The 24,698-nt window shown below is 37.4% G+C and carries 19 protein-coding genes; 13 read left to right on the top strand and 6 right to left on the bottom strand.

All coding sequences use genetic code 11. The annotated features are described in order from the left end of the window. Positions 1-13 precede the first annotated feature (13 nt). The 6 genes from mnmG (at position 14) to D0817_RS08885 (ending at position 7,477) form a co-directional block, all read left to right on the top strand. Positions 14-1,885 carry a tRNA uridine-5-carboxymethylaminomethyl(34) synthesis enzyme MnmG gene (gene mnmG, locus D0817_RS08910; protein ID WP_127338051.1) on the top strand — a complete coding sequence of 624 codons (1,872 nt, stop codon included), beginning with the start codon at positions 14-16 and terminating at the stop codon, positions 1,883-1,885. Between the two features lie 168 nt (positions 1,886-2,053). Further along, positions 2,054-2,518: a GNAT family N-acetyltransferase gene (locus tag D0817_RS08905; protein ID WP_127338050.1), complete on the top strand. Its 465-nt coding sequence runs from the start codon at positions 2,054-2,056 to the stop codon at positions 2,516-2,518. An 88-nt stretch (positions 2,519-2,606) separates the two neighbouring features. Next, a complete protein-coding gene (locus D0817_RS08900; RefSeq protein WP_127338049.1) occupies positions 2,607-3,455 on the top strand; it encodes a class I SAM-dependent methyltransferase in 849 nt (282 codons plus the stop codon). Between the two features lie 245 nt (positions 3,456-3,700). After that, entirely contained in the window at positions 3,701-4,282 is a 582-nt protein-coding gene (locus tag D0817_RS08895; RefSeq protein WP_127338048.1) for an OmpH/Skp family outer membrane protein, read from the top strand. Between the two features lie 99 nt (positions 4,283-4,381). Further along, positions 4,382-6,661, top strand: a complete 2,280-nt coding sequence (locus D0817_RS08890; RefSeq protein WP_127338047.1) for a helix-turn-helix domain-containing protein — start codon at positions 4,382-4,384, stop codon at positions 6,659-6,661. 54 nt (positions 6,662-6,715) lie between these two features. Beyond that, positions 6,716-7,477, top strand: a complete 762-nt coding sequence (locus D0817_RS08885; RefSeq protein WP_127338046.1) for a hypothetical protein — start codon at positions 6,716-6,718, stop codon at positions 7,475-7,477. A 298-nt stretch (positions 7,478-7,775) separates the two neighbouring features. On the opposite strand, the gene D0817_RS08880 is transcribed toward D0817_RS08885, so the two are convergent. Further along, positions 7,776-8,744: an HU domain-containing protein gene (locus D0817_RS08880; RefSeq protein ID WP_127338045.1), complete on the bottom strand. Its 969-nt coding sequence runs from the start codon at positions 8,742-8,744 to the stop codon at positions 7,776-7,778. A 238-nt stretch (positions 8,745-8,982) separates the two neighbouring features. Here D0817_RS08880 and dprA point away from each other — a divergent pair, with 238 nt between their 5' ends. After that, positions 8,983-10,083: a DNA-processing protein DprA gene (gene dprA, locus D0817_RS08875; protein ID WP_127338044.1), complete on the top strand. Its 1,101-nt coding sequence runs from the start codon at positions 8,983-8,985 to the stop codon at positions 10,081-10,083. 48 nt (positions 10,084-10,131) lie between these two features. Here the strand turns inward: dprA and trpS are convergent, their stop codons facing one another. Beyond that, entirely contained in the window at positions 10,132-11,106 is a 975-nt protein-coding gene (gene trpS, locus D0817_RS08870) for a tryptophan--tRNA ligase (protein ID WP_127338043.1), read from the bottom strand. Between the two features lie 203 nt (positions 11,107-11,309). On the opposite strand from trpS, the gene D0817_RS08865 reads away from it, so the two are divergent. Continuing rightward, positions 11,310-12,062, top strand: coding sequence for a lysophospholipid acyltransferase family protein (locus tag D0817_RS08865; RefSeq protein WP_127338042.1), 753 nt, complete (start codon positions 11,310-11,312; stop codon positions 12,060-12,062). A 392-nt stretch (positions 12,063-12,454) separates the two neighbouring features. Here D0817_RS08865 and recA read toward each other — a convergent pair whose 3' ends face one another. From recA to D0817_RS08845, 4 genes are all read right to left on the bottom strand, one after another. Next, a complete protein-coding gene (gene recA / locus D0817_RS08860) occupies positions 12,455-13,462 on the bottom strand; it encodes a recombinase RecA (RefSeq protein ID WP_127338286.1) in 1,008 nt (335 codons plus the stop codon). 171 nt (positions 13,463-13,633) lie between these two features. Next, the gene (locus D0817_RS08855; RefSeq protein ID WP_127338285.1) at positions 13,634-14,143 is read right to left on the bottom strand and encodes an acyl-CoA thioesterase; all 510 of its coding nucleotides are present in this window, start codon (positions 14,141-14,143) and stop codon (positions 13,634-13,636) included. 102 nt (positions 14,144-14,245) lie between these two features. Continuing rightward, positions 14,246-14,629: a DoxX family protein gene (locus D0817_RS08850; RefSeq protein WP_127338041.1), complete on the bottom strand. Its 384-nt coding sequence runs from the start codon at positions 14,627-14,629 to the stop codon at positions 14,246-14,248. A gap of 6 nt (positions 14,630-14,635) precedes the next feature. Continuing rightward, on the bottom strand, positions 14,636-15,784 hold the full coding sequence (locus D0817_RS08845; protein WP_127338040.1) for a DNA polymerase III subunit: 1,149 nt from the start codon (positions 15,782-15,784) through the stop codon (positions 14,636-14,638). Between the two features lie 436 nt (positions 15,785-16,220). On the opposite strand from D0817_RS08845, the gene D0817_RS08840 reads away from it, so the two are divergent. From D0817_RS08840 to D0817_RS08820, 5 genes are all read left to right on the top strand, one after another. Further along, positions 16,221-16,673 (top strand): hypothetical protein, encoded by a 453-nt coding sequence (locus D0817_RS08840; protein WP_127338039.1) that lies wholly within the window; start codon positions 16,221-16,223, stop codon positions 16,671-16,673. Positions 16,674-16,860: 187 nt separating this feature from the next. Continuing rightward, positions 16,861-18,153, top strand: coding sequence for a beta-helix domain-containing protein (locus tag D0817_RS08835; protein WP_127338038.1), 1,293 nt, complete (start codon positions 16,861-16,863; stop codon positions 18,151-18,153). Positions 18,154-18,255: 102 nt separating this feature from the next. After that, the gene (locus tag D0817_RS08830; protein ID WP_127338037.1) at positions 18,256-18,669 is read left to right on the top strand and encodes a hypothetical protein; all 414 of its coding nucleotides are present in this window, start codon (positions 18,256-18,258) and stop codon (positions 18,667-18,669) included. Further along, positions 18,666-20,126 carry a gliding motility protein SprC gene (gene sprC / locus D0817_RS08825; RefSeq protein WP_127338036.1) on the top strand — a complete coding sequence of 487 codons (1,461 nt, stop codon included), beginning with the start codon at positions 18,666-18,668 and terminating at the stop codon, positions 20,124-20,126. Before D0817_RS08830 ends, sprC begins: the two co-directional genes overlap by 4 nt. A gap of 1 nt (position 20,127) precedes the next feature. Then, the gene (locus D0817_RS08820) at positions 20,128-24,579 is read left to right on the top strand and encodes a PorP/SprF family type IX secretion system membrane protein (RefSeq protein WP_127338035.1); all 4,452 of its coding nucleotides are present in this window, start codon (positions 20,128-20,130) and stop codon (positions 24,577-24,579) included. Positions 24,580-24,698 lie beyond the last annotated feature (119 nt).

Raw genomic sequence — 24,698 nt, 5'->3', positions numbered from 1 at the left:
ATAATAAAACAAAATGTTTTTAGAAGAATACGATGTTATTGTGGTGGGTGCTGGTCATGCCGGTTCTGAAGCCGCGGCAGCGGCCGCAAATTTAGGATCAAAAACTTTGTTGGTTACAATGAGTTTGCAGAATATTGCACAGATGTCCTGCAATCCGGCTATGGGCGGAATTGCAAAAGGACAGATCGTTCGGGAGATTGATGCACTTGGTGGATACTCCGGAATTGTCTCAGATAAAACTGCCATCCAGTTCAAGATGCTGAATAAATCAAAAGGACCTGCCATGTGGTCGCCAAGAGTTCAAAGCGATCGAATGCGTTTCGCTGAAGAATGGAGAATGATGCTGGAGGGAACTCCAAATCTTGATTTCTATCAGGAAATGGTTAAAGGGTTGATTATTGAAAATGGAAAAATAAAAGGAATCAAAACTTCGCTTGGAATTGAAATTCGATCGAAATCTGTTGTCCTCACAAATGGAACTTTTTTGAATGGTTTGATTCATATCGGGGACAAACAATTCGGTGGAGGTAGGGCAGGTGAAAGTGCAGCGTATGGAATCACCGAAGATTTGGTTGCGGCAGGTTTTGAATCGGGAAGAATGAAAACAGGAACGCCTCCGAGAGTGGATGGGCGTTCTTTGGATTATTCTAAAATGAATGAAGAAAAGGGAGATGCTAAACCGGATAAGTTTTCATACTCGGATATGACATCGCCGTTGGTTCACCAAAGATCTTGTCACATGACGTACACGTCATTGGATGTTCATGATATTTTGAGATCAGGTTTTGATCGTTCGCCAATGTTCAACGGTCGTATTAAAAGTATAGGGCCAAGATATTGCCCTTCGATAGAAGATAAGATTAATCGTTTTGCAGATAAAGAGCGTCACCAACTATTTGTGGAGCCGGAAGGATGGAATACGTGTGAAGTTTATGTAAACGGATTTTCAACTTCGTTACCGGAGGATATTCAATTTAAAGCTTTGCGTTCTGTAGCCGGTTTTGAAAAGGTGAAATTTTTCCGTCCGGGTTATGCGATCGAATATGATTATTTTCCACCAACACAATTGAAACACACTTTGGAAACAAAGCTGGTGGAAGGTCTGTATTTTGCCGGACAAATAAACGGAACAACAGGATATGAAGAAGCAGCCTCACAAGGATTGATGGCAGGAATTAATGCGCATTTAAAAGTGCATGAAAAAGCCCCATTAATTTTAAAACGTGACGAAGCGTATATCGGAGTGCTTATTGATGACCTGATTACAAAAGGAACGGAAGAACCATATCGTATGTTTACCTCTCGTGCAGAATACCGAACATTGTTGCGTCAGGATAATGCCGATTTCAGATTAACACCAATGTCGCATGAAATTGGTCTGGCTTCTGAAAAACGTTTACGCAGAATGGAACATAAACTGAACGAGTCTGAAAAGATGGTTGCCTTTTTCAAAGAAACAAGTGTTTCGATTGGAGAGGCAAATCCGATTTTGGAATCTAAAGGTACAGCCCTGATTACGCAAGGAGATAAAATGTTTAAAGTTTTCTCCCGTCCTCAGATTGATTTGGAAGACATCATGAAGTTTGAGAAAGTGGCAGATTACATTGCAGAAAATAATCTGGATCAGGAAATTTTAGAACAGGCCGAAATCCAGGTAAAATATTCTGGCTACATTGAGAAGGAAAGAAACAATGCAGATAAATTGACAAGACTGGAAGAAGTAAAAATTCCGGAGAACTTTGATTATAATAAGATCAAATCAATGTCTATTGAAGCGAAACAGAAGCTTAGTAAAATTCGTCCTGTAACAATTTCGCAAGCGTCAAGAATCAGTGGTGTTTCTCCAAGTGATATTTCGGTGTTGCTAATTTACATGGGAAGGTAGTTTTTAGTCTGGAGTTGCAGTCGCAGTCTCAGTTTACAGTTTATAACAGACGACTGGAAAACGAAAATGAAGATCGAGACTGAACACTGAGACTGTGACTAAAAATTGTTCCACGTGAAACTATCGGTGAGCATTCCGGTATGAAGTAATTATTTTTATCAGCTACTCATGAAGATAATTGAGAAAGAGGTTTTATCATTGCACGATAAAAAAGTGTTATTGCAACTTTGGAATAATGAATATCCAGCGCAATTGAATTATCAGACAATGGACGAATTTGATTCGTATCTGGACGCTCTGTCGGATAAGAATCATTATTTGTTAATCGATGGTGGGGATGAAATAAAAGGTTGGGCTTTTACTTTTTTAAGAAACGATGAAGACTGGTTTGCCATAATTCTAAGTAAAGATATTCAGGGAACAGGAAAAGGTTCGATTCTGATTAATGAATTAAAAAAAAATAAAGACAGTTTGAATGGTTGGGTTATTGACCACGAAAATGATGTGAAGCAAAACCAAGAACAATACAAATCTCCTTTGTTATTTTATATTAAAAACGGATTTGTAATTTGTACGAAAACAAGAATTGAAAACGAGAAAATGTCTGCTGTCAAAATAAATTGGAAACAATAAAAGAAATATAAATAAGAAGCCCCTAAAGGTGAAAATTTTACTTTTAGGGTTTGCTGTGCAATCAAACCAAAATACCTATAATTAAAAAATGGACGTTTTAAATAAAAAACATTTTCTTACTGTAAAAGATCACTCGGTATCTAAAGAAGTTTTCGAATTGTTTCATGATGAAAATCTGGACATGCTCATAACATCCCCGCAACCGGATTTAGAAAATTTAGGAAGATATTACGAAAGCGAAGATTATATTTCGCACACAGACAACAAACGTTCTGTTTTTGAAAAAGCGTACCATTTTGTAAAAAATATTGCGTTGAAAAATAAACTGTATTTAATTAATTCGGAACAATTTCAAAAAGGTAAAATTTTAGACATTGGAGCCGGAACGGGAGATTTTTTGTTAACGGCAAAAAATGACGGCTGGGAAACAGTTGGAGTAGAGCCGAGCGAAAGAGCAAAAGAAATTGCCATTAAAAAAGGAATTTCATTTGTAGAAGAAATAAGTGTCCTTGAAAATAATTCTTTCGACGTCATTACCATGTGGCACGTTTTGGAACACGTTCCAAATTTAGAATTACAAATTCAGGAACTGAAGCGTTTATTAAAACCAACTGGAACATTAATTGTTGCGGTTCCAAATTTCAAATCGTACGACGCAAAATATTATAAAGAATTTTGGGCAGCGTATGATGTACCGATTCACTTTTGGCATTTTTCAAAAAAAGCGATTCAGTCACTTTTTTCAAAAGTAGATATGAAACTGGAAAAAGTGCTTCCGATGAAATTTGATTCTTTTTATGTGAGCTTATTATCGGAAAAATACAAAACAGGAAAAATGAATTACATTCGCGCTTTTTTTGTGGGTTTAAAGTCAAATCTGAAAGCAAAGCAAACATTGGAATATTCTTCGCACATTTACGTGCTAAAAAACAGCTAAAACTTATTTTTAGCCCATTTAAGCGAAGTTTTACCATAAAAAGGACTCTGAATATGTCTTTTTTTAGAAAATCGCTTAAAATTGAGCTAATAAATCCATTATTAATAAGAGTAAATTATAAATATTTTAAGTCCGATAACAAAAATTGATACAAGAAAAAAAGAGCATTTTTTAAACTTTATGTTGATGCTATTTATTTTTTTATATTTTTGTCTTCAACATTAAAAAAATAGAAATTAAAAAAAATGAAAAAAGCATTAGTAATTATCGCAGTTTCAATTTTCGTTGTTTCATGTGGTAAAACAGCAGAAGTTAAAGAAGTAAAAACGGCTTACGTTGATACTTCGGTTTTAATGAAAGAGTACACTGAGGCAAAAGATCTGGAAGCAAAATACAAAGGTCAGGCAGAAGAAAAAGGAAGACAACTACAAGCTGAAATTACTCGTTTTAAACAAGACGCTGCTAATTTTCAAAGTCAGGCACAAGCAAACGGTCAGGCATGGGCACAACAAAGAGGTGCTGAGTTGCAAAAAAGAGAACAGCAATTGGGTTACGCTCAACAGGCTTTGTCGCAACAATTGCAACAGGAAAGCGGAGTTGAAATGGACTCTCTTGTAAGCGGAGTGAAGAAATTCATCAAAGAATACGGTAAGAAAAACGGTTACTCTTATATCTACGGAACTGGTGATGCTGCTACGGTATTATATGCTGAAGAGAAATATGATATTACAAAAGATATCATTAAAGCTTTGAACGATAAGTACAAAGCAGCTCCTAAAACAGAAGAAAAAGCTCCGGCTAAAGAAGGTGAAGAGGCTAAAAAATAAACTACCACACGAACTAAATTAAAAACCTAAATCTATCTCAGATTTAGGTTTTTTCTTTTATAAAAATACGATACTTTTAGTTTTTCAATACAAGCCAAAATGCAAAACGTTACAGAAGCTGCTGCTTATACCTTACAATTCATCAATCAGACGCAAAAGTCTATATTCCTTACCGGTAAAGCGGGTACAGGAAAAACGACACTTTTGCGTGAAATTATTGCGACTACGCATAAAAACACCGTTGTCGTGGCTCCTACGGGAATTGCCGCGCTAAACGCCGGGGGAGTAACCATTCACTCCATGTTTCAGTTGCCTTTCTCCGCTTTTATTCCCTCTTATGAAGCGAATTCGCAGTTTACAGAAACCGTAAAATTCGAAAATAAAGAAACACTTCGCAGGCATTTTAAAATGAATAATGTCAAGCGAAATGTAATCAAAAACATGGAATTGCTGATTATTGATGAAGTAAGTATGCTTCGTGCGGATCTGCTTGATGCTATTGACTTTATGATGCAGACTGTCCGTAGAAATTCACAGGCTTTTGGTGGTGTTCAGGTCCTTTTTATTGGTGATTTGCTGCAATTGCCGCCTGTAATCCGGGATGAAGAGTGGAGAACGCTGCGCAATTATTACAAAGGGAAATTCTTTTTTCATTCGCACGTGATACAGCAAAATCCGCCCTTGTATATTGAATTATCGAAGATTTATCGTCAGACCGATGATGATTTTATTGCTGTTTTGAATAATCTGAGGAATAATCAGATTTCACCACAGGATATCCAGTTTCTAAACCAGTATGTGAAACCGGATTTCGATTTAAAGAATCATGAAGGTTATATTACTTTGACCACACACAATGCCAAAGCAGATTCTATTAACGAGCAGTCAATTAATGATTTGGCCGGAAGGGAATATTCGTACCAGCCCTTTATCGTAAGTGATTTCCCGGAAAAAATTTTCCCTGTGGAAGAAAACCTGAAGCTGAAAGTTGGTGCGCAGGTGATGTTTGTTAAAAACGATTTGTCTTTCGAAAAGCGCTATTTCAATGGAAAAATGGGCATTATCAAGTCCCTTTCGCCCGAAGAAATTTTTGTTCACTTTCCGGAAGAAAATAAAACCATCGAAGTAGAGAAATACGAATGGAAAAACATCCGCTACAAGGTAAATGAGCTTACAAAAGAGATAGAAGAGGAAATTTTAGGCACTTTTGCCCATTATCCGCTTAAACTGGCCTGGGCCATTACGGTTCACAAAAGCCAGGGATTAACTTTCGACAAAGCTGCGCTTGACGTATCGCAGGTTTTTCTTCCCGGACAAGCCTATGTTGCCTTATCGCGTTTAAGGTCCTTAAACGGGCTTATTTTGCTTTCTCCGATGCAGATGAACGGTATTTCTAACGATCAGGATGTGATGGATTACGCTTTGAATAAAGCTACCGAAGATATTTTGGAAAAATCCCTGCATTTTGAAACAAAGAATTTTATTCATAACTATTTGATTAACAGTTTCAACTGGACAGATTTAACACAGGAATGGCGAAATCACCGTTTTAGTTATAATGAAAATGCTGCTGCTTCAGAAAAAGCCAAACATGCGATCTGGGCACACAAACGCCTGGAGATTATAGATCAGCTTACAGATCCGGCGCAAAAATTCATCAATCAGCTCAATAAAATATTCAATACCGAGACAGTCGATCTGTACTTTGTTCAGGAAAGGGTAGAGGCGGCCTATGCCTATTTCTTCAAGCCAATGGACAAACTGGTTACCGATCTTTTGCATAAAATGGCTGAAATTCAGAAATTTAAAAAAGTAAAGGAATTTTATGAAGAACTGGCCTTTCTGGATGATCTGCAAACGAAGGCTGTTTTGCGTTTAATGAAAGCCAAGTTATTAATTGAAATTGTCGTTGCCGGAGAAACAATCTGCAAAGAGAAATTAACATCGTCTGAAATTAAAAATTTCAAATTGAATAAGCTCGAAAAGATCCGTGAGGAATTTCAAATGAGCAACACCGATATTTTTAAACTGGACGAGCCGGTTATTCGATATACAGCCAAAAAACTGGATAAAAACGAACCAAAGGCAGTTAAAAAAACAACCGTCGAAGAAACATACGACTTATGGATGGAGAAAAATTCGGTTGAGGATATTGCCAGGATGAGAAAGTTGACGGTACAAACCGTTGAAACACATTTGATTAAACTGATTCAGGCCAAAAAAATCGAGATTTCAGATGTGCTGCCGTATGATAAAATACTGGCTTTACGGGAAGCTTTTGAGTTTTATCAGGAAGAATCACTAAATGGGCTGAAAGAAAAACACGGGGAAGAATTTACCTGGGACGAACTTAAAATGTTCAAGGCAAGTATAAATTAATTACTTTTATAGTACGTTAACTATCAGATTTAGAATGATTCAAATTATTTAGCTATGAAAAAAAGATGCATTTATATAGTTTTTTTGATTTTTTGCACTCACACGATTTTCAGTCAGGATTTAAAACCGGAATATCAAAAGTTTGTCAAAAGTTTTATTGCCAATGTGAAAAGCAATAACAAGGCTGGCGTTGCCGGTTTTATTTCTTTCCCGCTTGGAAGGGATTATCCCATTCCGGCTGTTAAGAACAAGGCCGATTTTATAAAAAGATACGATCAGATTTTCGATAAGACATTGAAAAATAAAATTATCAAATCGAATCCCGCAAAAGACTGGAGTGAAATGGGCTGGCGTGGTATTATGCTTTTACAGGGCGATATCTGGATGGATACTGACGGTAAAGTAATCACGATAAATTATCAGTCGCAATATGAAAAAAAGCAGAAGACCAAACTGATTTCCAGTGAAAAAGGAAAGTTAAATCCGGCCATTGCAACTTTTAAAACGCCTGTTTGTATTTTGGAAACGAGCAAATTCAGAATTAGAATTGATAATTTGGGAAATGATAATTTCAGGTATGCATCGTGGTCGATCAAAAAGTCAATGAGTAACACCCCTGATTTAGTGATTACAAACGGAAAAGATATTTCTGACGGCAGCGGTGGAAATCATCATTATGAATTCAAAAAAGGAAATTTCACTTATGAGTGTGCCATTATTGTGATCGGAACATCCGATTCACCTCCGGCTAGTCTGACTATTTATCAGAATGGAAAAGAGATCCTGACCCAAAATGCAAAATTGATTTTAAAATAAGGAATCTGATTTAAGGCAGTTTTTATTCGTTTACAGCTCTTTTTGTAAAAGAAACGACTTTCTGTGTGTTTCCAATGAAAATAAGGGCTGAGAATTGTTTTTATGAAGCCGTTATAATCAGTTTTTATCTTTAAAGAAATTAAAATACGATTTTAACAGCGTTTTTACTATATATTTATTTCCACGTGAAATACTTAAAGTCTTTTTCACGGGGTAAAGCTGTTTTTACCCAGATAAAAAAAATCCTCTTTTCGTTTTTTTGAAAAGAGGATTTAATTAAGTAAGTAGTAAAGGAATTTTATAATGCTTCGACTAAAATCCAGGCATCCGGATTTTCTCCTTTTTGAATTTCTTTCTGAGCTTTTTCAGCTTCAGCCATTGTTGGATAACTTCCGTATAAAACCGGGAATAAACCGTGTTTGTTTTCACCCAGCATTCTTGCGTTATAACCATCCTTTATAAGTTGATTATAAGCTTTTCTGGCATTTTGTTCGCTTCTGAATGCACCTGCCATAATGTGGTAAGGCATTGTTTTTACTTCTACAGTTTCTGTTTTAACTGAATCTACAGAAAGAGTTACAGCAGGCAACGGATTTTGAATAAAAAAAGTGGCTTCCTGAATTTTGTTCTGTACTTTTTTCTGAACAGCGCCTTCAACAACAAGTGTCTGGCTGGCTATTTGGTTTTCATACAAAGGATATCCGATACTTCCGGTGATGCCTAAACCTAAAACAAAAATAGCAGCATATCTTAAATACGGTCTTGAAGAGCGTACTTGTTCTTCAGCTTCGTGTAAGGTTACCGTTTCTCTTTCCTGAATTTCTTCCAGTTTTTTCTCGAATATTTCTCTTTTAACCAAAGGAGAAACAAACGGACCTAATCCGAAAGAGGTAGAAAGATAATTGGTCTGATCGTTTGGAGTAAAGACCATATTTTTATCTGCATTTAGACGAATATCACCGATGTTTTTAAAACTTAAAACACCGTATTCTTCTAATACTTTTTTCCAATTCATGACCTCGTGCGCAATGGCACTTACAGCAAAACCATAAGAGGTATTTTCTGACTGAGCAATATGATTGGCCAGCAAACCGTCGTTGTTTTTTAACAGGCTGTTGAACGCGATAGTTTTCTTTGGGGGAAAAAACGAATTGGTGCTTTCATTAAGTTTGGCCGAGTGAATTTCGGTTAAAAATGCTCCAAACCCGGGAACCGTTACGCATTGGTAACGATATAATAATTGCGAGATGTAAGTTTCGATTTTCATGGTAACAAAGTTATGTAATGGATATAGTTATCAAAATTTTATTCACAATTTTTATTAACAATCTTCTTTATTTTATAGACAATTAATTTTCAAAGAGTTAAATGCACATAGTCATTGGGGAATCGATTATTTAGGTGCTTACAATCTTTTTTTATTAAGAAATTACTTTATTTTAGTGATATTTGCACTTTCGAATCGGATTTTTATTCCGCTCTATTTTACATAATATTTTTAAACAATGTCGGATCAGGAATTATTTTACCTTTTAGCCTTACTTAAAGTCGAGGGAGTTGGAGATGTAATGGCTAAAAAATTATTGGCACATTTTGGAAATGCGGAAACGATTTTCAAAACCAAAATAAATCAGATTGCTGCTGTGGATGGAGTAGGCTCGGCATTATTGAAGAACATGAAAGATAAATCAGTCTTTGAAAAAGCGGAGAGAGAACTTGAATTCATCAAGACCAGTGCTGTACATGTTTCTTTTTTTCAGGATGCCGATTATCCCGAGCGGCTAAAACATTGTTTTGATGCACCCGTTTTGATTTTTTCTGCCGGAAATATTAATTTTAAGAACAGAAAAATAATCAGTATTGTCGGCACCCGACAGATTACTTCCTATGGAACAGAATTTTGCAGGTCTTTTATAGAGGATCTGGCGCCATTAGATCCCGTAATTGTGAGTGGTTTTGCGTATGGTGTTGATATTGTCGCACATCAGCTGGCTATGGAAAATAACCTGCAGACGATTGGAGTATTAGCGCACGGTTTAAATCAGATTTATCCTAAAACGCACAAAAAATATATCGCCAAAATGGAAGAAAATGGCGGTTTTATTACCGAGTTTTGGAGCTCCTCTAATCCGGACAGGGAGAATTTTGTCCGCAGAAATCGCATTGTTGCGGGAATTTCAGAGGCTACAATCGTTATTGAATCTGCTGACAGAGGGGGCTCGCTAATCACGGCAAACATAGCGAACGATTACAATCGGGACGTTTTTGCCGTTCCGGGACGAAGTACAGATGTCTACAGCATGGGGTGTAATAACCTGATTAAAACCCAAAAAGCAAATATGCTGACCAGTGCTGCCGATTTGGTTTATATGCTCAACTGGGATATTCAAAGCACAGGAAAGGCCGTTCAGAAACAGTTATTTGTGGAACTGGAAACTGAGGAACAAAAAATTTACGATTTTCTCCTAAAAAACGGAAGGGAATTACTCGATACTATAGCCCTAACTTGTGATTTTCCAATTTATAAAATTTCGGGAATTTTAATAAACATGGAACTCAAAGGGGTAGTGCGGCCGTTGCCCGGGAAGCTGTTTGAGGCCATCTGATTTAAATTTTAAACCCGTCAGGTTTCAAATCTAACGGGTTTAAAAGATCTATTTCCCAAATCCCAATTTTTCACGAACTTTCTGTAAAGCCGGATTGGCTACGCTGGCTGCTTTTTCAGCTCCTTTTTTCAATAAAGCATCTATTTCGTCAAGGTTGTTGATGTAGTAATTGTATTTTTCTCTTTCGGTTTTGAATTTTTCGGTAATCAGTTCAAACAAAGCTTGTTTGGCGTGACCGTAACCGTAGTTTCCGCCTAAATAATTGGCTCTCATTTCGGCAATCTGATCTGCTGTTGCCAATAATGAATAAATCGCAAAGGCATTGCAGGTATCCGGATTTTTAGGTTCTTCAAGAGGAGTGCTGTCTGTTTCAATACTCATCACCTGCTTGCGGAGCGTTTTGTCATCCAGGAAAATATTGATAATATTATTGGCAGATTTACTCATTTTTCCACCGTTTGTTCCTGGAATCAGCATACTGTCTTCCTGAATTTTGGCTTCAGGAATCACAAATGTTTCTCCCATCTGGTGGTTGAAGCGGGAAGCGACGTCACGTGTAATTTCTAAATGCTGCAACTGGTCTTTTCCAACCGGTACAAATTCAGCATCATACAACAGAATGTCAGCAGCCATTAACATCGGATAGGTAAAAAGTCCGGCGTTTACATCGTCCAGACGATCTGCTTTATCCTTGAAAGAATGCGCTAAAGTCAAACGCTGAAATGGAAAAAAACAGCTTAGATACCAGGTTAATTCTGCGGTTTGGGTAACGTCAGACTGTCTGTAGAATGTTACTTTCTCCGGATTTAGGCCACAGGCCAGCCAGGCAGCAGCAGTACTATTGGTGTTTTCCCGTAATGTTTTTCCATCTTTTATTTGGGTAATGGAATGCAAATCAGCGATAAACAAAAAGGATTCATTTGCCGGATTGTTTGATAATTCGATTGCAGGAATAATTGCTCCTAATAAGTTGCCTAAGTGTGGCGTTCCAGTACTCTGAACACCGGTAAGTATTTTTGCCATTCTAGTTTTTTTCGTATTCTTTAACCGCAAAGTTCGCAAAGTTTTTCGCAAAGTGCACCAGGTTTGATTTTTTCTTTGTAAATATTATAAAGTTTTTAAAAATTGCTTAGAAATTACGGGCTTGTTTATAAGAAAATCGAATATTCTGAAAATCTACTGATCTAAAATTCTAAATTCATTTCTGTTTTCTTACTTTTGAAACCATGAAAGGAATAAAAATTGTTTTTTGGATCATCTGGCGCATTTGGTTTTATATTTTAATGGCCATTCCGATATTGATTATGTTACCATTTTTGCTGGTATCAATTATAACCGAAAGTGGTTATCCGTACTTTTTTAAAATGGCCCGGATCTGGGCAAAATTCATTCTTTTCGGAATGGGATTTTATTATAAAATTAAGCGGGAACAAAAGCTGGAAAAGCATAAAAGTTATATGATTGTGGCGAACCATACTTCAATGACGGACATTATGCTGATGCTTGCCGTAATCAAAAATCCATTTGTTTTTGTGGGTAAAAAAGAGCTTTCAAAGATTCCGTTGTTTGGTTTTTTCTATAAAAGAACCTGTATTCTTGTAGACAGAAATTCCTCTAAAAGCAAAAATGAGGTTTTCAAAAGAGCACAAAATCGTCTGAATCAGGGGTTAAGTATTTGTATTTTTCCGGAGGGCGGTGTTCCGGATGACGAAACAATTTTGCTGGATGAATTTAAGGACGGTGCTTTCAGACTGGCTATTGACCATCAGATTCCCATTGTTCCCATTGTTTTTGCCGATAATAAAGAACGCTTTTCGTATACTTTTTTAAGCGGAAGCCCCGGAAAAATGAGAGGAAAAATACTTCCGTTTGTAGAGACAAAAGGACTTACGAGCGAAAACAGAAAGGACCTGAGGGATCAGGTCAGACAATTGATTTATAAAGGATTACTTGAATTTAAAAAGAAAGAAAAGATTTAAGAAATCCCATAAATATTAAACCCGGCACGGAGTATGAATCGTGCCGGGTTTTCTTTTGAATTTAAAACCCCTTTTATATTCAAAATCTAACGGTGAATTATTTTAACTGCTATAAAGCGTAGTACTTTTTTCAACTTTTTTTTGGTTCTTTTGCGATTTTTACGCCACAACAATTCTATTTTTTCTTTCATAATAATACTATTTACGATTGATATTTTAGATTTTTGATCGTTGTAATGTCGGCATCACATTTATATAGAGAGCGTAAACCGGAAAAGGTTGCGTCAATACTAAAAGTTTTTTTATAATTTATGGAATAAAAAAACCCGACAGGTTTTAAAACCTGTCGGGTTGGTAAACTATAGATCTGCAATATTCAGATCTTCAATATTTTAAGCGTTAGCCAATTCTTTGATGTGCGCTTTAATTTTAATTTCTAATTCATCAGCTAATTCCGGATTATCTTTAATTAAAGCTTTTACGGCATCACGGCCCTGCCCTAATTTAGTATCTCCGTAGCTGAACCATGATCCTGCTTTCTTAACGATTTCAAATTCAACAGCTAAATCTAAAATTTCTCCTGTTTTAGAAACCCCTTCTCCGTACATGATGTCGAATTCGGCAGTTTTAAAAGGCGGAGCTACTTTATTTTTAACCACTTTTACTTTAGTTCTGTTTCCGATTACGTTTTCTCCGTCTTTAATCTGAGAAGAACGACGAATATCCAAACGTACAGAAGCGTAGAATTTTAAAGCATTACCACCGGTTGTTGTTTCAGGATTTCCGAACATCACCCCGATTTTCTCTCTCAGCTGGTTGATGAAGAAAACAGTACAATTGGTTTTACTGATCGTTCCCGTTAGTTTTCTTAAAGCCTGAGACATTAAACGTGCGTGAAGACCCATTTTGGAATCTCCCATTTCACCTTCAATCTCACTTTTTGGCGTTAAGGCTGCTACCGAGTCAATTACAACAATGTCAATAGCTCCTGAACGAATCAGGTTTTCTGCAATTTCCAAAGCCTGTTCACCATTGTCCGGTTGAGAAATGATCAGGTTTTCGATGTCTACGCCTAATTTTTCAGCATAATTTCTGTCAAAGGCATGCTCAGCATCTATAAAAGCAGCAATTCCGCCTGCTTTTTGAGCTTCGGCAATTGCATGTAATGTCAGGGTAGTTTTACCAGAGGATTCCGGTCCGTATATTTCAATGATTCTCCCTCTTGGGTAACCATTTACTCCAAGCGCTAAATCAACACCAAGAGAACCTGAAGAAATTGTTTCAACTTCTACGATGGCTTTATCCCCCATTTTCATTACGGTTCCTTTTCCGTACGTCTTATCTAGTTTGTCAAGCGTAAGTTGTAACGCTTTTAATTTGGCCTCTTTCTCTGAACTCATCTCTTTTTTTTCTTTTTCTTTCATCTAAAATTTTTTCTTTTTCTCTTCAAATATAAATCGGAAAACAAATAACTTCCTGATTTAGATTTGTATGGGCATGTAATGCTGTAAAATTACTTCTTTTTTTTGAAGTTTGATTCTCTCCAATTGTTCCAAATTGTCACAATTTTGCTATAGAAACAAAGCCTTTAATTCTGTGGCTTCAGAAGGTTTTATTTTTCCGGCAAGTAATAAACTCAGTTGTTTACGTCGCAAAGCGGCATCAAAACGTTGTTTTTCCAGTTCCGTTTCCGGCTCGATGGCGGGAACTTCAACAGGTCTTCCGGTATCGTCAACTGCAACAAAGGTATAAATAGCTTCATTGGCTTTCGTTCTGTTTCCGGATTCGCGGTCTTCTACCCACACATCTATAAAAACCTCCATCGAACTTTTGAAAGATCGTGACACTTTTGCTTCAACGGTAACCACACTTCCTAACGAAATGGCTCTGTTGAAAGCCACGTGATTCACGGAAGCCGTCACTACGATTCGGCGCGAATGTCTTCTGGCCGCAATACTTGCTGCACGATCCATTCTCGCTAATAATTCACCACCAAAAAGATTATTCAGTGGATTTGTTTCGCTCGGTAAAACTAAATCTGTTAAAATAGTAAGGGACTCTGCAGGATGTTTTGGATTCATCATTCTTAATATAAAATTTATTTTTTGCTATTCGCTAAGCGAACATTTTTTCTTGCCACAGATTTTAATCATTTTAATCTGTGAAATCTGTGGCCTATTATTTTAATTCAACCAGTAAACTGCCATTACGGCCGGGATAAAATAGATCACGATGGTTCTTGCTCCGTCATAATCTTTGGCCAGTCGCTGACCGAAAAGCATCATTAACAAACAAATACAGGAAAAGATGGCACCGTAAAAACCAAATTCGCGACCGCTGTCAGTAAGCAGTTGTATAGCACCTACCACACATAAAATCCCGGAAATTAATTCTAAAATTAAAAGGTGGAGAAGCGCAAGCGGAACCTGATTTTTTAAAGCTGTTTTGGCAAAATGTTCTTTGAGCCAGGAAACATTGTCTTTCCAGTAAAATATTTTCTCATAGCCTGACTGCAAAAACGTCAGGGCCAGAAAAAGCAACAGTAAAATTGAAGCAACATTATTCATTACTAATTATTTTTTATGAATTAAACGTGTGAGTTTTATGGATAAATCTGTCAGAATTATTTTTGCATTTCCGTTTCTTTCAATATGATACATCGCATCTGAAAGTTCCTTAAAAATATCGTGTATGTTATTTCCGTTTACGAAAGGCGCAAAATTTTCGAGTTTGAATTTATCTACTTTCGGCTCAATGTAAACGAGAGCGGGTGCCTGATAATTTAGCAAAAGCGCCTGTCGGAACATTTCGATACAAAACTGAATAAATTTTTTCTGGCTTTCGCGGCCCAGTGAGGCAATTTCTTCACTCCAGGAAATTAAATCCTGAATGGCAGCGGCATTACCTTTTGCGCGAAATGCGGCACGGACCCAATTGACAAACCATTGTTCAAAAGGATATTCGGAATCGTCTTCATGTACTAATGAAAGTGCTTTATTGAAATTTCCCTGTGCCTGATGTGCAATTTTTAAAGCGACATTCTGATCGATATTCTCCTGAGCGACCAAAGCTCCGGCAATTACTTTTTCCGGCAGGCCATTAAAATGAATTACCTGGCAGCGTGATCGTATGGTTTGAATGATATCTTCTTCATTTTCAGAAATCAGTAAAAAAATGGTTTTGTCTGACGGTTCTTCTAAAAGTTTTAATAATTTGTTGGATGCGGCGATGTTCATTTTATCGGCCATCCAGATAATCATAATTTTATAACCGCCTTCGTATGATTTTAGCGAAAGTGACTTTAAAACTTCCTGCGCATCTTCGACCCTGATTTCTCCTTGTTTATTTTGAACGCCGAGCACTTTATACCAGTCAAATAAACCTCCGTAAGGCATTTCCTGAATAAATTTTCTCCAGTCCTGAATGAAATCTAAACTTTTGGGTTTTGTTTTTACATCTTCGGTGGTTACCGTCGGATAGATAAAGTGAAGATCGGGATGTGAAATGTTTTGGAATTTGAGATTACAGGAATCATTTCCGTTTGAGTTTTCATCGCCAGTATTGTTACACAAAATATATTGCGCGTATGCAATAGCGGTTGATAATGTACCGCTTCCTTCGGGCCCGACAAATAATTGTGCGTGCGGAATCCTTCCGGAAGACGCACTTTTTATCAAGTGACTTTTGATGTAATCCTGACCTAAAATTTGAGAAAATTGCATGAAGCAAAGATAGCAGAAAATGATGTAGTCAAAAATTTTCGGAATAAAGATTAATTACGAGCTTATTTTTATTTCAAAAAAAGGAATTTTTGGGTAAAATGTTTATTTTTTTTCTGTCATGTTTCGTTAATACTGAGTCCCCTTTGATGAGATATTAAGACTTTTTTGTTAATAGTTTTTACGAAATTACTGAAAACATGTCTTTTTTTTGTCTACAATAATGCGTAAAGGCGTTGGTAAATTAGTCCGTTTCTTACAAGAAAAAATTTTAACAAAATTAACAAAAAACTCGGCAAAAGGCATATTTTCTCGATCTACGACGTTTTTTTACGGCGATATGAAACTCAATTTTTCAAAAAAAAAAACATTAAAGTTGCGATTTAACATAATTTATATATTTTTGTTTTCATCAACAACCAATTATTAAATAGAATTTATGAAAGGGAAAATTATTTTTTTTAGTTTATTTTTTATCTTGACAACTGCAGCAGCTTCTGCACAGGCTAAAAACGCTCCAAGAAGTATTATTAGTACAACAGCACTTATTCGTAAATACCACGATCAAAAAGAATTGAGCGGTATGCAGAAAGGTGAACTTTTGGAATTGTACATTGAGCGTATTAAAGTATTAGTTAAAACTCTCCCTTACATCGCTTTGGTGACTAAACCAGGCGTTACTATGGCAGACTTAGGTATTCCGGACGACAGTGAGCACAAAAAAGTTTTAGATGCTCAGGCAGTTGGAACCTCTACATTTTTGGATACTACAGTAGAATTCCAAAGAAAAATGATGCCATATTCTGATAAAGGAAACTTGATCGCAGCTATTTTATTCTACGAAAGCACATTGAAATCATTACACGAGTTCAACGAATTGAACGAAATGTAATTTTAAAAAAAAATATTTTAAAACCTTTTCCGGAATCTTTACGTAAGTGTATCTGATTTTAGAAAAGATTAAAAAATAACAACTCGTTCTCGAAGGTTCTGAAATACTATCAGAAAATTCGGGATGAGTTTTTATCATATTACGCATACGCATCCCAAATTTATTATTAACCTAATAACACCTTATCATGAAAAAAATTACTCAAATTATCTGCATCCTTTTGACAGTAACCAGTATGAGTGCTCAACAAGAGAAAGGAATTATGGGCTACAACAATTGGTTAAATAACTGGACCGAATTTAAGCCTAATAAAGTAGACTATGGAGAAGCCAATCAAATATTAGCAGGGAATATTTCTGTTAATACTAAATTGATGAAAAGGAATATCTATGTTTTGCAAGGAAACGTTTATGTTACAAACAATGCTGTTTTAACAATTGAGCCTGGAACACTAATCATTGGTGATTTCGAAACTAAAGGAACATTGGTAGTTACAAAAGGTGCGCAAATTGTTGCAGACGGTTTAGAGACTGACCCAATTGTATTCACTTCAAACCGCAGCCAGAAAAAAGCTGGAGACTGGGGAGGATTAGTAATTCTTGGTGATGCCCCTATCAATAAATTTGGAAATGTTGGTTCTTATAACCTTGATCTTGATCCTACATTAACTACTTATGGTGGTGATAATGTTGCAGGTAATTCAGGAATACTAAGATTCGTAAGAATCGAATTTGCAGGTAAAAAAGTTAAAGGAATGGATTCATTCAACGGATTAACTGTTGCAGGTGTTGGAAACAAAACAATATTTGAAAACGTGATGGTTAGCTATTCCGGAGGTGACTCATTTGCTTTCTTTGGCGGAGATTTAAATGCTACAAAATTAGTATCTTATAAATCTATCAATGATGATTTCAAATTTACTCAGGGAGTTCAGTGTCGTTTGTACAATTCATTGGCTGTAAGATCTTCTTACCTGTCAAGTAACAAAGACGGATCTCGTTGTCTTGAAGTAAAAACATACGAAAAGAAAAACGAAACAGACTTTACTAAAAAAACAACTTTAGTAGTTGCTTCAAATATTACAATGCTTAACGATAGCGAAAACATTAAAGCTGATATTCAGGCAGGTTTAGTAAAAGAAGCTATCTACATTGCAGAAACTGCTTCACTTGAAATGAAAAGAAGCGTTATCTCTGGTTTCAACCCAGCTGTATTATTAGACAGTAAAACAGAAATCAACGATGCGAGCCTTAAAAAAATCAAATTTGAGGAAATGTATTTCAACCTATGTAACGGAAATATCTTTACAGAATACAATTCTAACAATGAAGATTTAGAGAGCTGGTATGGAAATAGCGTGTTCTTTAACGTTTATTCTCAAAGTGATAACAAAGAAACATTCATTGATATTTTCAATCCTAAGAAACCTGACTTCAGATTACAATTAGGAAAAATTACAGCATCTAGCGGAAACAGATAGATAGATTTAGATTTTTATTTCAGAGCGTAAATTTTATTAATAAAGTCCCCAGACACAATTTATGTATTCGTCTTAAACCGGACAAATAAAGATCAAAACAGAATGGCCCCAACGATAGAAAAATATTTCACTTGTATAATATTTTTGGTTTCGCCGGTAACATTAAGTCTATATGCACAAAGTACAATAGAAAAGCCTGTTTTTTCTGTTACAGCACCTTGTAAAGTGACTTCTTGTACCCTTAACCAAAAGAATGATATAGCTGATGACCGTATCAGCAAATTAGATAATTCTAATCAGTTTATAGAAGGGCTATCCATCCCCAAGGATAGCCTTGCTATGGCAACTGATGTGACTTGTCAGACGACTTCTAAATGCGAAGAATCAGCCGTTACAGCTTCTTATTCAGTGCTTGCAAAAGACATTATTGAGAACTATAAATATGATTTTTCAGAAACATTTATTGATATTTTGTTTTTTGAAAATATAGACTTAGCCCGAAAACGTACTATATGATTCAAAAAACTACTTTAACTTTTACCAAATTCTTTCTTTTATTTGGCATTTTTTTACTTGTCGGATCTAGTTTGTATGCCCAAAAAGTAACACCTGAAATTCTTGCTTTCGACAGGGTTTGTGCAGGTATTACCAGTCAGACATACAAAGCTTCATTTACCTATAGCGGCTTCCCGGCCGGTACTACATTTGCGGTTGAGCTTTCAGATAAAACAGGAAGTTTTACTACACCTACACCTGTGACAGGAGTACCAGTAGATGACGCAGCAGACAGGCAGACTATAACCTTTTCGATTCCGCCAAACATTGTGGGATCGGATACTTATGCCCTAAGAATTAAAAGTTCAGGAGGATATGTAAGCCCTACATTTTTCTCTTCAACGGCAAAAAAGTTATTTCCTATTTATTACAAAATACACGATAAGCAATACACCATTAATAATTTTAATGGTTCTGCTACCTTTTGCGCAGGAGGTAGTTATGTATTGTCTATAGATCCTGATTCTACGAATCCGGAAAATGATTCGCCTTTAAAATATCCTTCCTTATCTTATAACTGGTATAAGGATAATGGTGCTACAGTACCACCAACCCTTATGGCTGGTAATTCGGGTCCAAACTATACGGCTACTGCAGCAGGTACTTATTACGTAGAAACGAATTATGGCAGCTGTACTTCTCTTTCCTATTCAAACCGGGTTGTATTAACGTCTTCCGGTGCGGGTTCTTCTGTAACGATAACTTCAAGTTTAGGAAATCCTTTTTGTGCAGACGAAGCTGGTACGGTATTGACCGCCACTGCCGGAAACAGTTATGTTTGGAAAAAAGATAATGTTCTTATTCCCGGTGCAACCACCCGCAGTATCAATGCAAACGAATCCGGAGTTTACAGTGTTGCTGTAGATTTTGGCGGCTGTATAGCTACAGGAAGTATAGATTTGAAAAGCACGAGTTTTACGGCAAGTATTGACGTTGCAGATCAATATGAACTTAAAGAAGGGGAAACGTTAAGCGTTTCCATTATAACAGATGCTGCTAACCCGACTTACGAATGGTATTTAAATAATAATATTATTCAGGGGGCAACTTCAGCAACGTACCTGGTAGCAGTAAGAGGAAGCTACAGAGCAAAAGTTTCTGTGACTTCGGATTGTACCTCTAGCAAGGAGTTTTCCTTTAGAATTACTTCGGCACTGGATGCTGTGACCACGGTAATTCCAAATATAGTAAGTCTTAGAAATCCTTATTGGAACATCCCTGATATTTACAAAACGGCAAGCACAAAAGTGATCATATTAAGTTCAAACGGAGAAGTGATGTTTGACGATGTTGGAAGTAACTACGATCCTGAACTTAATACTTTTATAAAAGATTTTAAAAATGTTAATCCGGTATATTACTATGTCATTCAATCCGACACTGGTGAAAAAAAAGGATCAATAACTGTGATAAAATAATATGAAGAAAATTTTACTATTCATAACTTTATTTTACGGTTTTTCAAATGTACTCTATTCGCAGGACGCCCCTGAGGATGGAGTTGTTTCGTTTTCGTTACCCATCAGAAATTCTTTAAAGTTTAATAGATATCTAATCAATCCAACATTTAGTTTCGTACGCGAACAAAATGCTTACATCAGTTTCTACAATAAAAGACAATGGACTCAGTTTGAAAATGCTCCGAACAGCTATTTATTTGGCTACTCCGGGCGTTTCAGGGAGAATGAAGCTTTTGCTTTTGGTTTGTTCCAGCAGAATTATGGTTTAATGACCGTTTTCGGCGGAGTTGCCAACTTTGCGCATAATATCGTTTTGCAGGAAGACAGTAATTTGACTTTTGGTCTTAATGTCGGTGCATATAAAAGCAGTCTGGATAAAGGTAAAATCATCTCTGATGATACAAGCTTAATTGTCGATTATCCGGGAAGTACTTTACTAACAGTAAATCCTGGTATTAACTACGGCACCGCTTTCCTTGATTTCGGATTGTCTGTAAATAATTTAATCCTTTACAATTTCGGTTCAGGGGTTGTAAAAGAAGATCCTGAAAGAGCGATCGAATTGCATGCTATGTACACCGGATACATAGATTCATACGGTTTTTTTGACAGAAGTAAATTCTCCGGAATCGTTAAAACAGAAATCAAACAAGACAAAACCGTTATTTCGGGATTGGCCATGGTTGCTATTCCAAAAGGAGTTTGGGCACAGGCCGGATACAATACCTTATACGGAGTTTCGGCTGGTCTTGGTGTTAATATATCACCAAGTATTGCTATAGAATACAATTACGAAAGAGGAATGGGTAATTTCTCTAATTTAGGAGGTTCCCACGAATTTGCAATTGCTTATAAATTCAAAAATAAAAATTACTATTACGGAGATGACGAAGAAGGTTCTCTTATGGATCCTGCGAAAGCAAAACCGGTAATAGCGAAAAAAACGACCGCTGCTGCTCCGGTTACAAGAGTCAGTGGAGCTGAAAAAGCCAAACTTGCTGCTGATGCCAAAGCGAAAGCCGATGCAGAAGCACAACAGGCAAGACTTGCAGCTGCAGAAAAAGTTAAGGCAGATGCCGAAGCTGCGGCCAGAGCAAGATTAGCAGCAGATACAAAAGCGAAAGCAGATGCTGAAGCATTAAAAATAAGACTGGCTGCAGATGCCAAAGCAAAAGCCGATGCTCAGGCTGCAGCGAGAGCAAAATTGGCGGAAAGCAAAACGACAGCCAGACCTGCTACAACCCAAAAAACAGCGGCACAATTAGCTGCCGATAAAGCGAGAGCTGATGCAGAAGCTGTTGCGAAAGCAAGACTGGCAGCTGCGAAAGCAAAAGCAGATGCAGAAGGTACAGCGAAACCAAAAACAGCGACGCCGGCTGAGCCACAAAAAACACCGGCACAATTAGCTGCAGATAAAGCGAAAGCCGATGCTGAAGCTGCTGCAAAAGCAAGACTGGCGGCAGATACAAAAGCGAAAGCCGATGCTGAAGCCTTGAGAATAAAACTGGCTGCTGACGCGAAAACCAAAGCTGACGCCGCAGAAGCAAAACGAAAAGCCGATGCCAAAGCGAAAGCTGAGGCTGCAGATTTACAATCAATCTTAGCTGCAGATGCTAAAGCGAAAGCCGATTCAGATGCACTTCAGGCGAGAATTGCTGCAGAAACGAAAGCAAAAGCGGCAGCTACTACAAAAACAAAAACAAGCATTGATGCAGCGAATAAAGCAAAACTGGCAGCTGATGCGAAAGCGAAAGCAGCAGAAGATGCAGCCCTAAAAGAAAAACTGGCAGCAGATGCAAAAATTAAAGCCGACGCAGAAGCAAGACAGGCAAGACTTGCAGCCGATGCGAAAGCAAAAGCCGATGCAGAAGCACTGAAAATAAAATTAGCTGCAGATGCAAAAGCGAAAGCTGATGCAGAAGCACTACAAGCAAGATTAGCAGCAGAAGCAAAAACAAAAGCTGATGCAGAAGCCATACAAGCGAAATTAGCAGCAGATGCTAAAGCGAAAGCAGATGCAGAAGCCTTACAAGCGAAACTAGCAGCAGACGCCAAAGCAAAAGCTGATGCAGAAGCGCTACAAGCAAGATTAGCAGCAGAAGCAAAAACAAAAACAGATGCAGAAGCTATACAAGCAAAATTAGCAGCAGATGCTAAAGCAAAAGCCGATGCAGAAGCCTTAAAGGCAAAACTAGCAGCCGATGCTAAGGCAAAAGCTGATGCAGAAGCCTTACAAGCAAAACTAGCAGCTGATGCCAAAGCGAAAGCCGATGCAGAAGCGTTACAAGCGAAGTTAGCAGCCGATGCCAAAGCGAAAGCTGACGCAGAAGCGTTACAAGCAAAATTAGCAGCTGATGCCAAAGCAAAAGCAGATGCAGAAGCCTTACAAGCGAAATTAGCAGCTGATGCCAAAGCAAAAGCCGATGCAGAAGCCTTACAAGCAAAATTAGCAGCAGATGCCAAAGCGAAAGCTGATGCAGAAGCCTTACAGGCAAAACTAGCAGCCGATGCTAAAGCGAAAGCCGATGCAGAAGCCTTACAGGCGAAACTAGCTGCCGATGCTAAAGCAAAAGCCGATGCAGAAGCCTTACAGGCAAAATTAGCAGCAGATGCCAAAGCGAAAGCGGATATGGAAGCTTTACAAGCAAAATTACTTGCTGATGCAAAAGTAAAAGCGGATGCAGAAGCAACTGCAAGAAGACAAGCTGAACAAGAAGCTCAGAAATTACAAGCAGCAGAGGAAGAGCGTCAGGCCAAACTAGCAGCGGATGCGAAAGCAAAAGCCGATGCAGAAGCCTTACAAGCGAAACTAGCTGCAGATGCAAAAGCGAAAGCCGATGCAGAAGCGTTACAAGCTAAGTTAGCAGCGGATGCCAAAGCAAAAGCTGACGCAGAAGCTTTACAGGCAAAACTAGCAGCTGATGCCAAAGCGAAAGCCGATGCAGAAGCGTTACAAGCTAAGTTAGCAGCGGATGCCAAAGCAAAAGCCGACGCAGAAGCTTTACAAGCAAAACTTGCAGCCGATGCCAAAGCGAAAGCCGACGCAGAAGCTTTACAAGCGAAACTAGCAGCTGATACTAAAGCGAAAGCGGATGCAGCAGCTTTACAGGCAAAACTAGCAGCGGATGCCAAAGCGAAAGCTGACGCAGAAGCATTACAAGCAAAATTAGCAGCTGATGCCAAAGCGAAAGCCGACGCAGAAGCACAACAGGCTAAGCTGGCAGCTGATACTAAAGCGAAAGCGGATGCAGCAGCTTTACAAGCAAAATTAGCAGCTGATGCCAAAGCAAAAGCTGACGCAGAAGCACAACAAGCTAAGTTAGCAGCGGATGCTAAAGCGAAAGCGGATATGGAAGCAGAACAAGCTAAATTATTAGCAGACGCAAGAGCGAAAGCGGATGCAGAAGCCAATGAAAAATTAAAAGCGGAACAGGAAACAGAACAATTAAGATTAGCAGAGGAAGCACGTGAAGCAAAATTATTAGCAGATGCCAAAGCGAAAGCTGATGCCGATGCTCTTGCAAGAACAGCTTCGTTAGCTAAAGATGATACAGCAAAAGCAATTGATAATCTAGCACAATCATTAGATGCATCAGGTAAAGCACAAAATGATTTGTTGGCACAGTTTAAAGCAACAGTGGCAAACAAACAAAAAGACCTTGATGATTTAAAAGAAGAGAACGACTTAAGTGATAAAGGTATTTACAAAGAACCAAAACCGTTCAAAAGTGTAGCTGCTGAAAACAGTCAGATCGAAGCTTTAAAATTACAGATTGCCGAAGCCAATAAAATTCAGAAAGATGAGATTGCGAAGCTGACAAATTTATATAACGAAAGACTTAAAAAAGTACCAAATAAAAACGATGCTTTAAACAAGGCTTATCTGGAGAAAATAAATCAGCTGAAAGCGGCTCAGCTTAAAATGGAAGAAGATGGTGCAGCATTACTTGCCAATTTAGAGCGTATTAAAGCAGAAACTGAAATAGAGAAAAGACGTAGAATCAAGCAGGCTGCATATGAAAATGATCAGGGAAGATATGCACAGGATATAGCTGCTCTTAAACGTATTAAAGAAACTACGAAACCAAGCAGTACGCCTTTAACAGCCAGTGATTTTGATTTTGGTGAAGACCAGTCAAACATGCAGATCATCAAGAATATTAAAAATTCTGAAAGTGGGTACTATATGATCGTTGCGGTACACAGCAGTGTTGAAAAGAGAGATGAGTTCTTAACCAAAGCAGTTGCTGCTGGTGTAACGAATATTAATTTCTTCTATAATGTAACAACAAGTAAGTATTACATCTATTACGATAAGTTCGATGGATTATCTGAGGCTCAGGAAGCATTAGGAGCTAAAGGGAAAAAGCCATACAACGGGAAAATGGCCATCGTAAAAGTGGAGAATTAATATAATTAAGATTAAAGAGTTTCGTCCTTCTTAATTTTTTAAGAAGGACATAATAATAAATATTTTAGAATACTAATAATTTTATTTTCTAATGCCCCTTAGGGAATGAAGTGTAAGTA

It is taken from the genome of Flavobacterium cupreum, from assembly GCF_003996965.1.
Taxonomy (GTDB): Bacteria; Bacteroidota; Bacteroidia; order Flavobacteriales; family Flavobacteriaceae; genus Flavobacterium; species Flavobacterium cupreum.
This window is presented reverse-complemented; position numbering and strand designations above follow the sequence as displayed.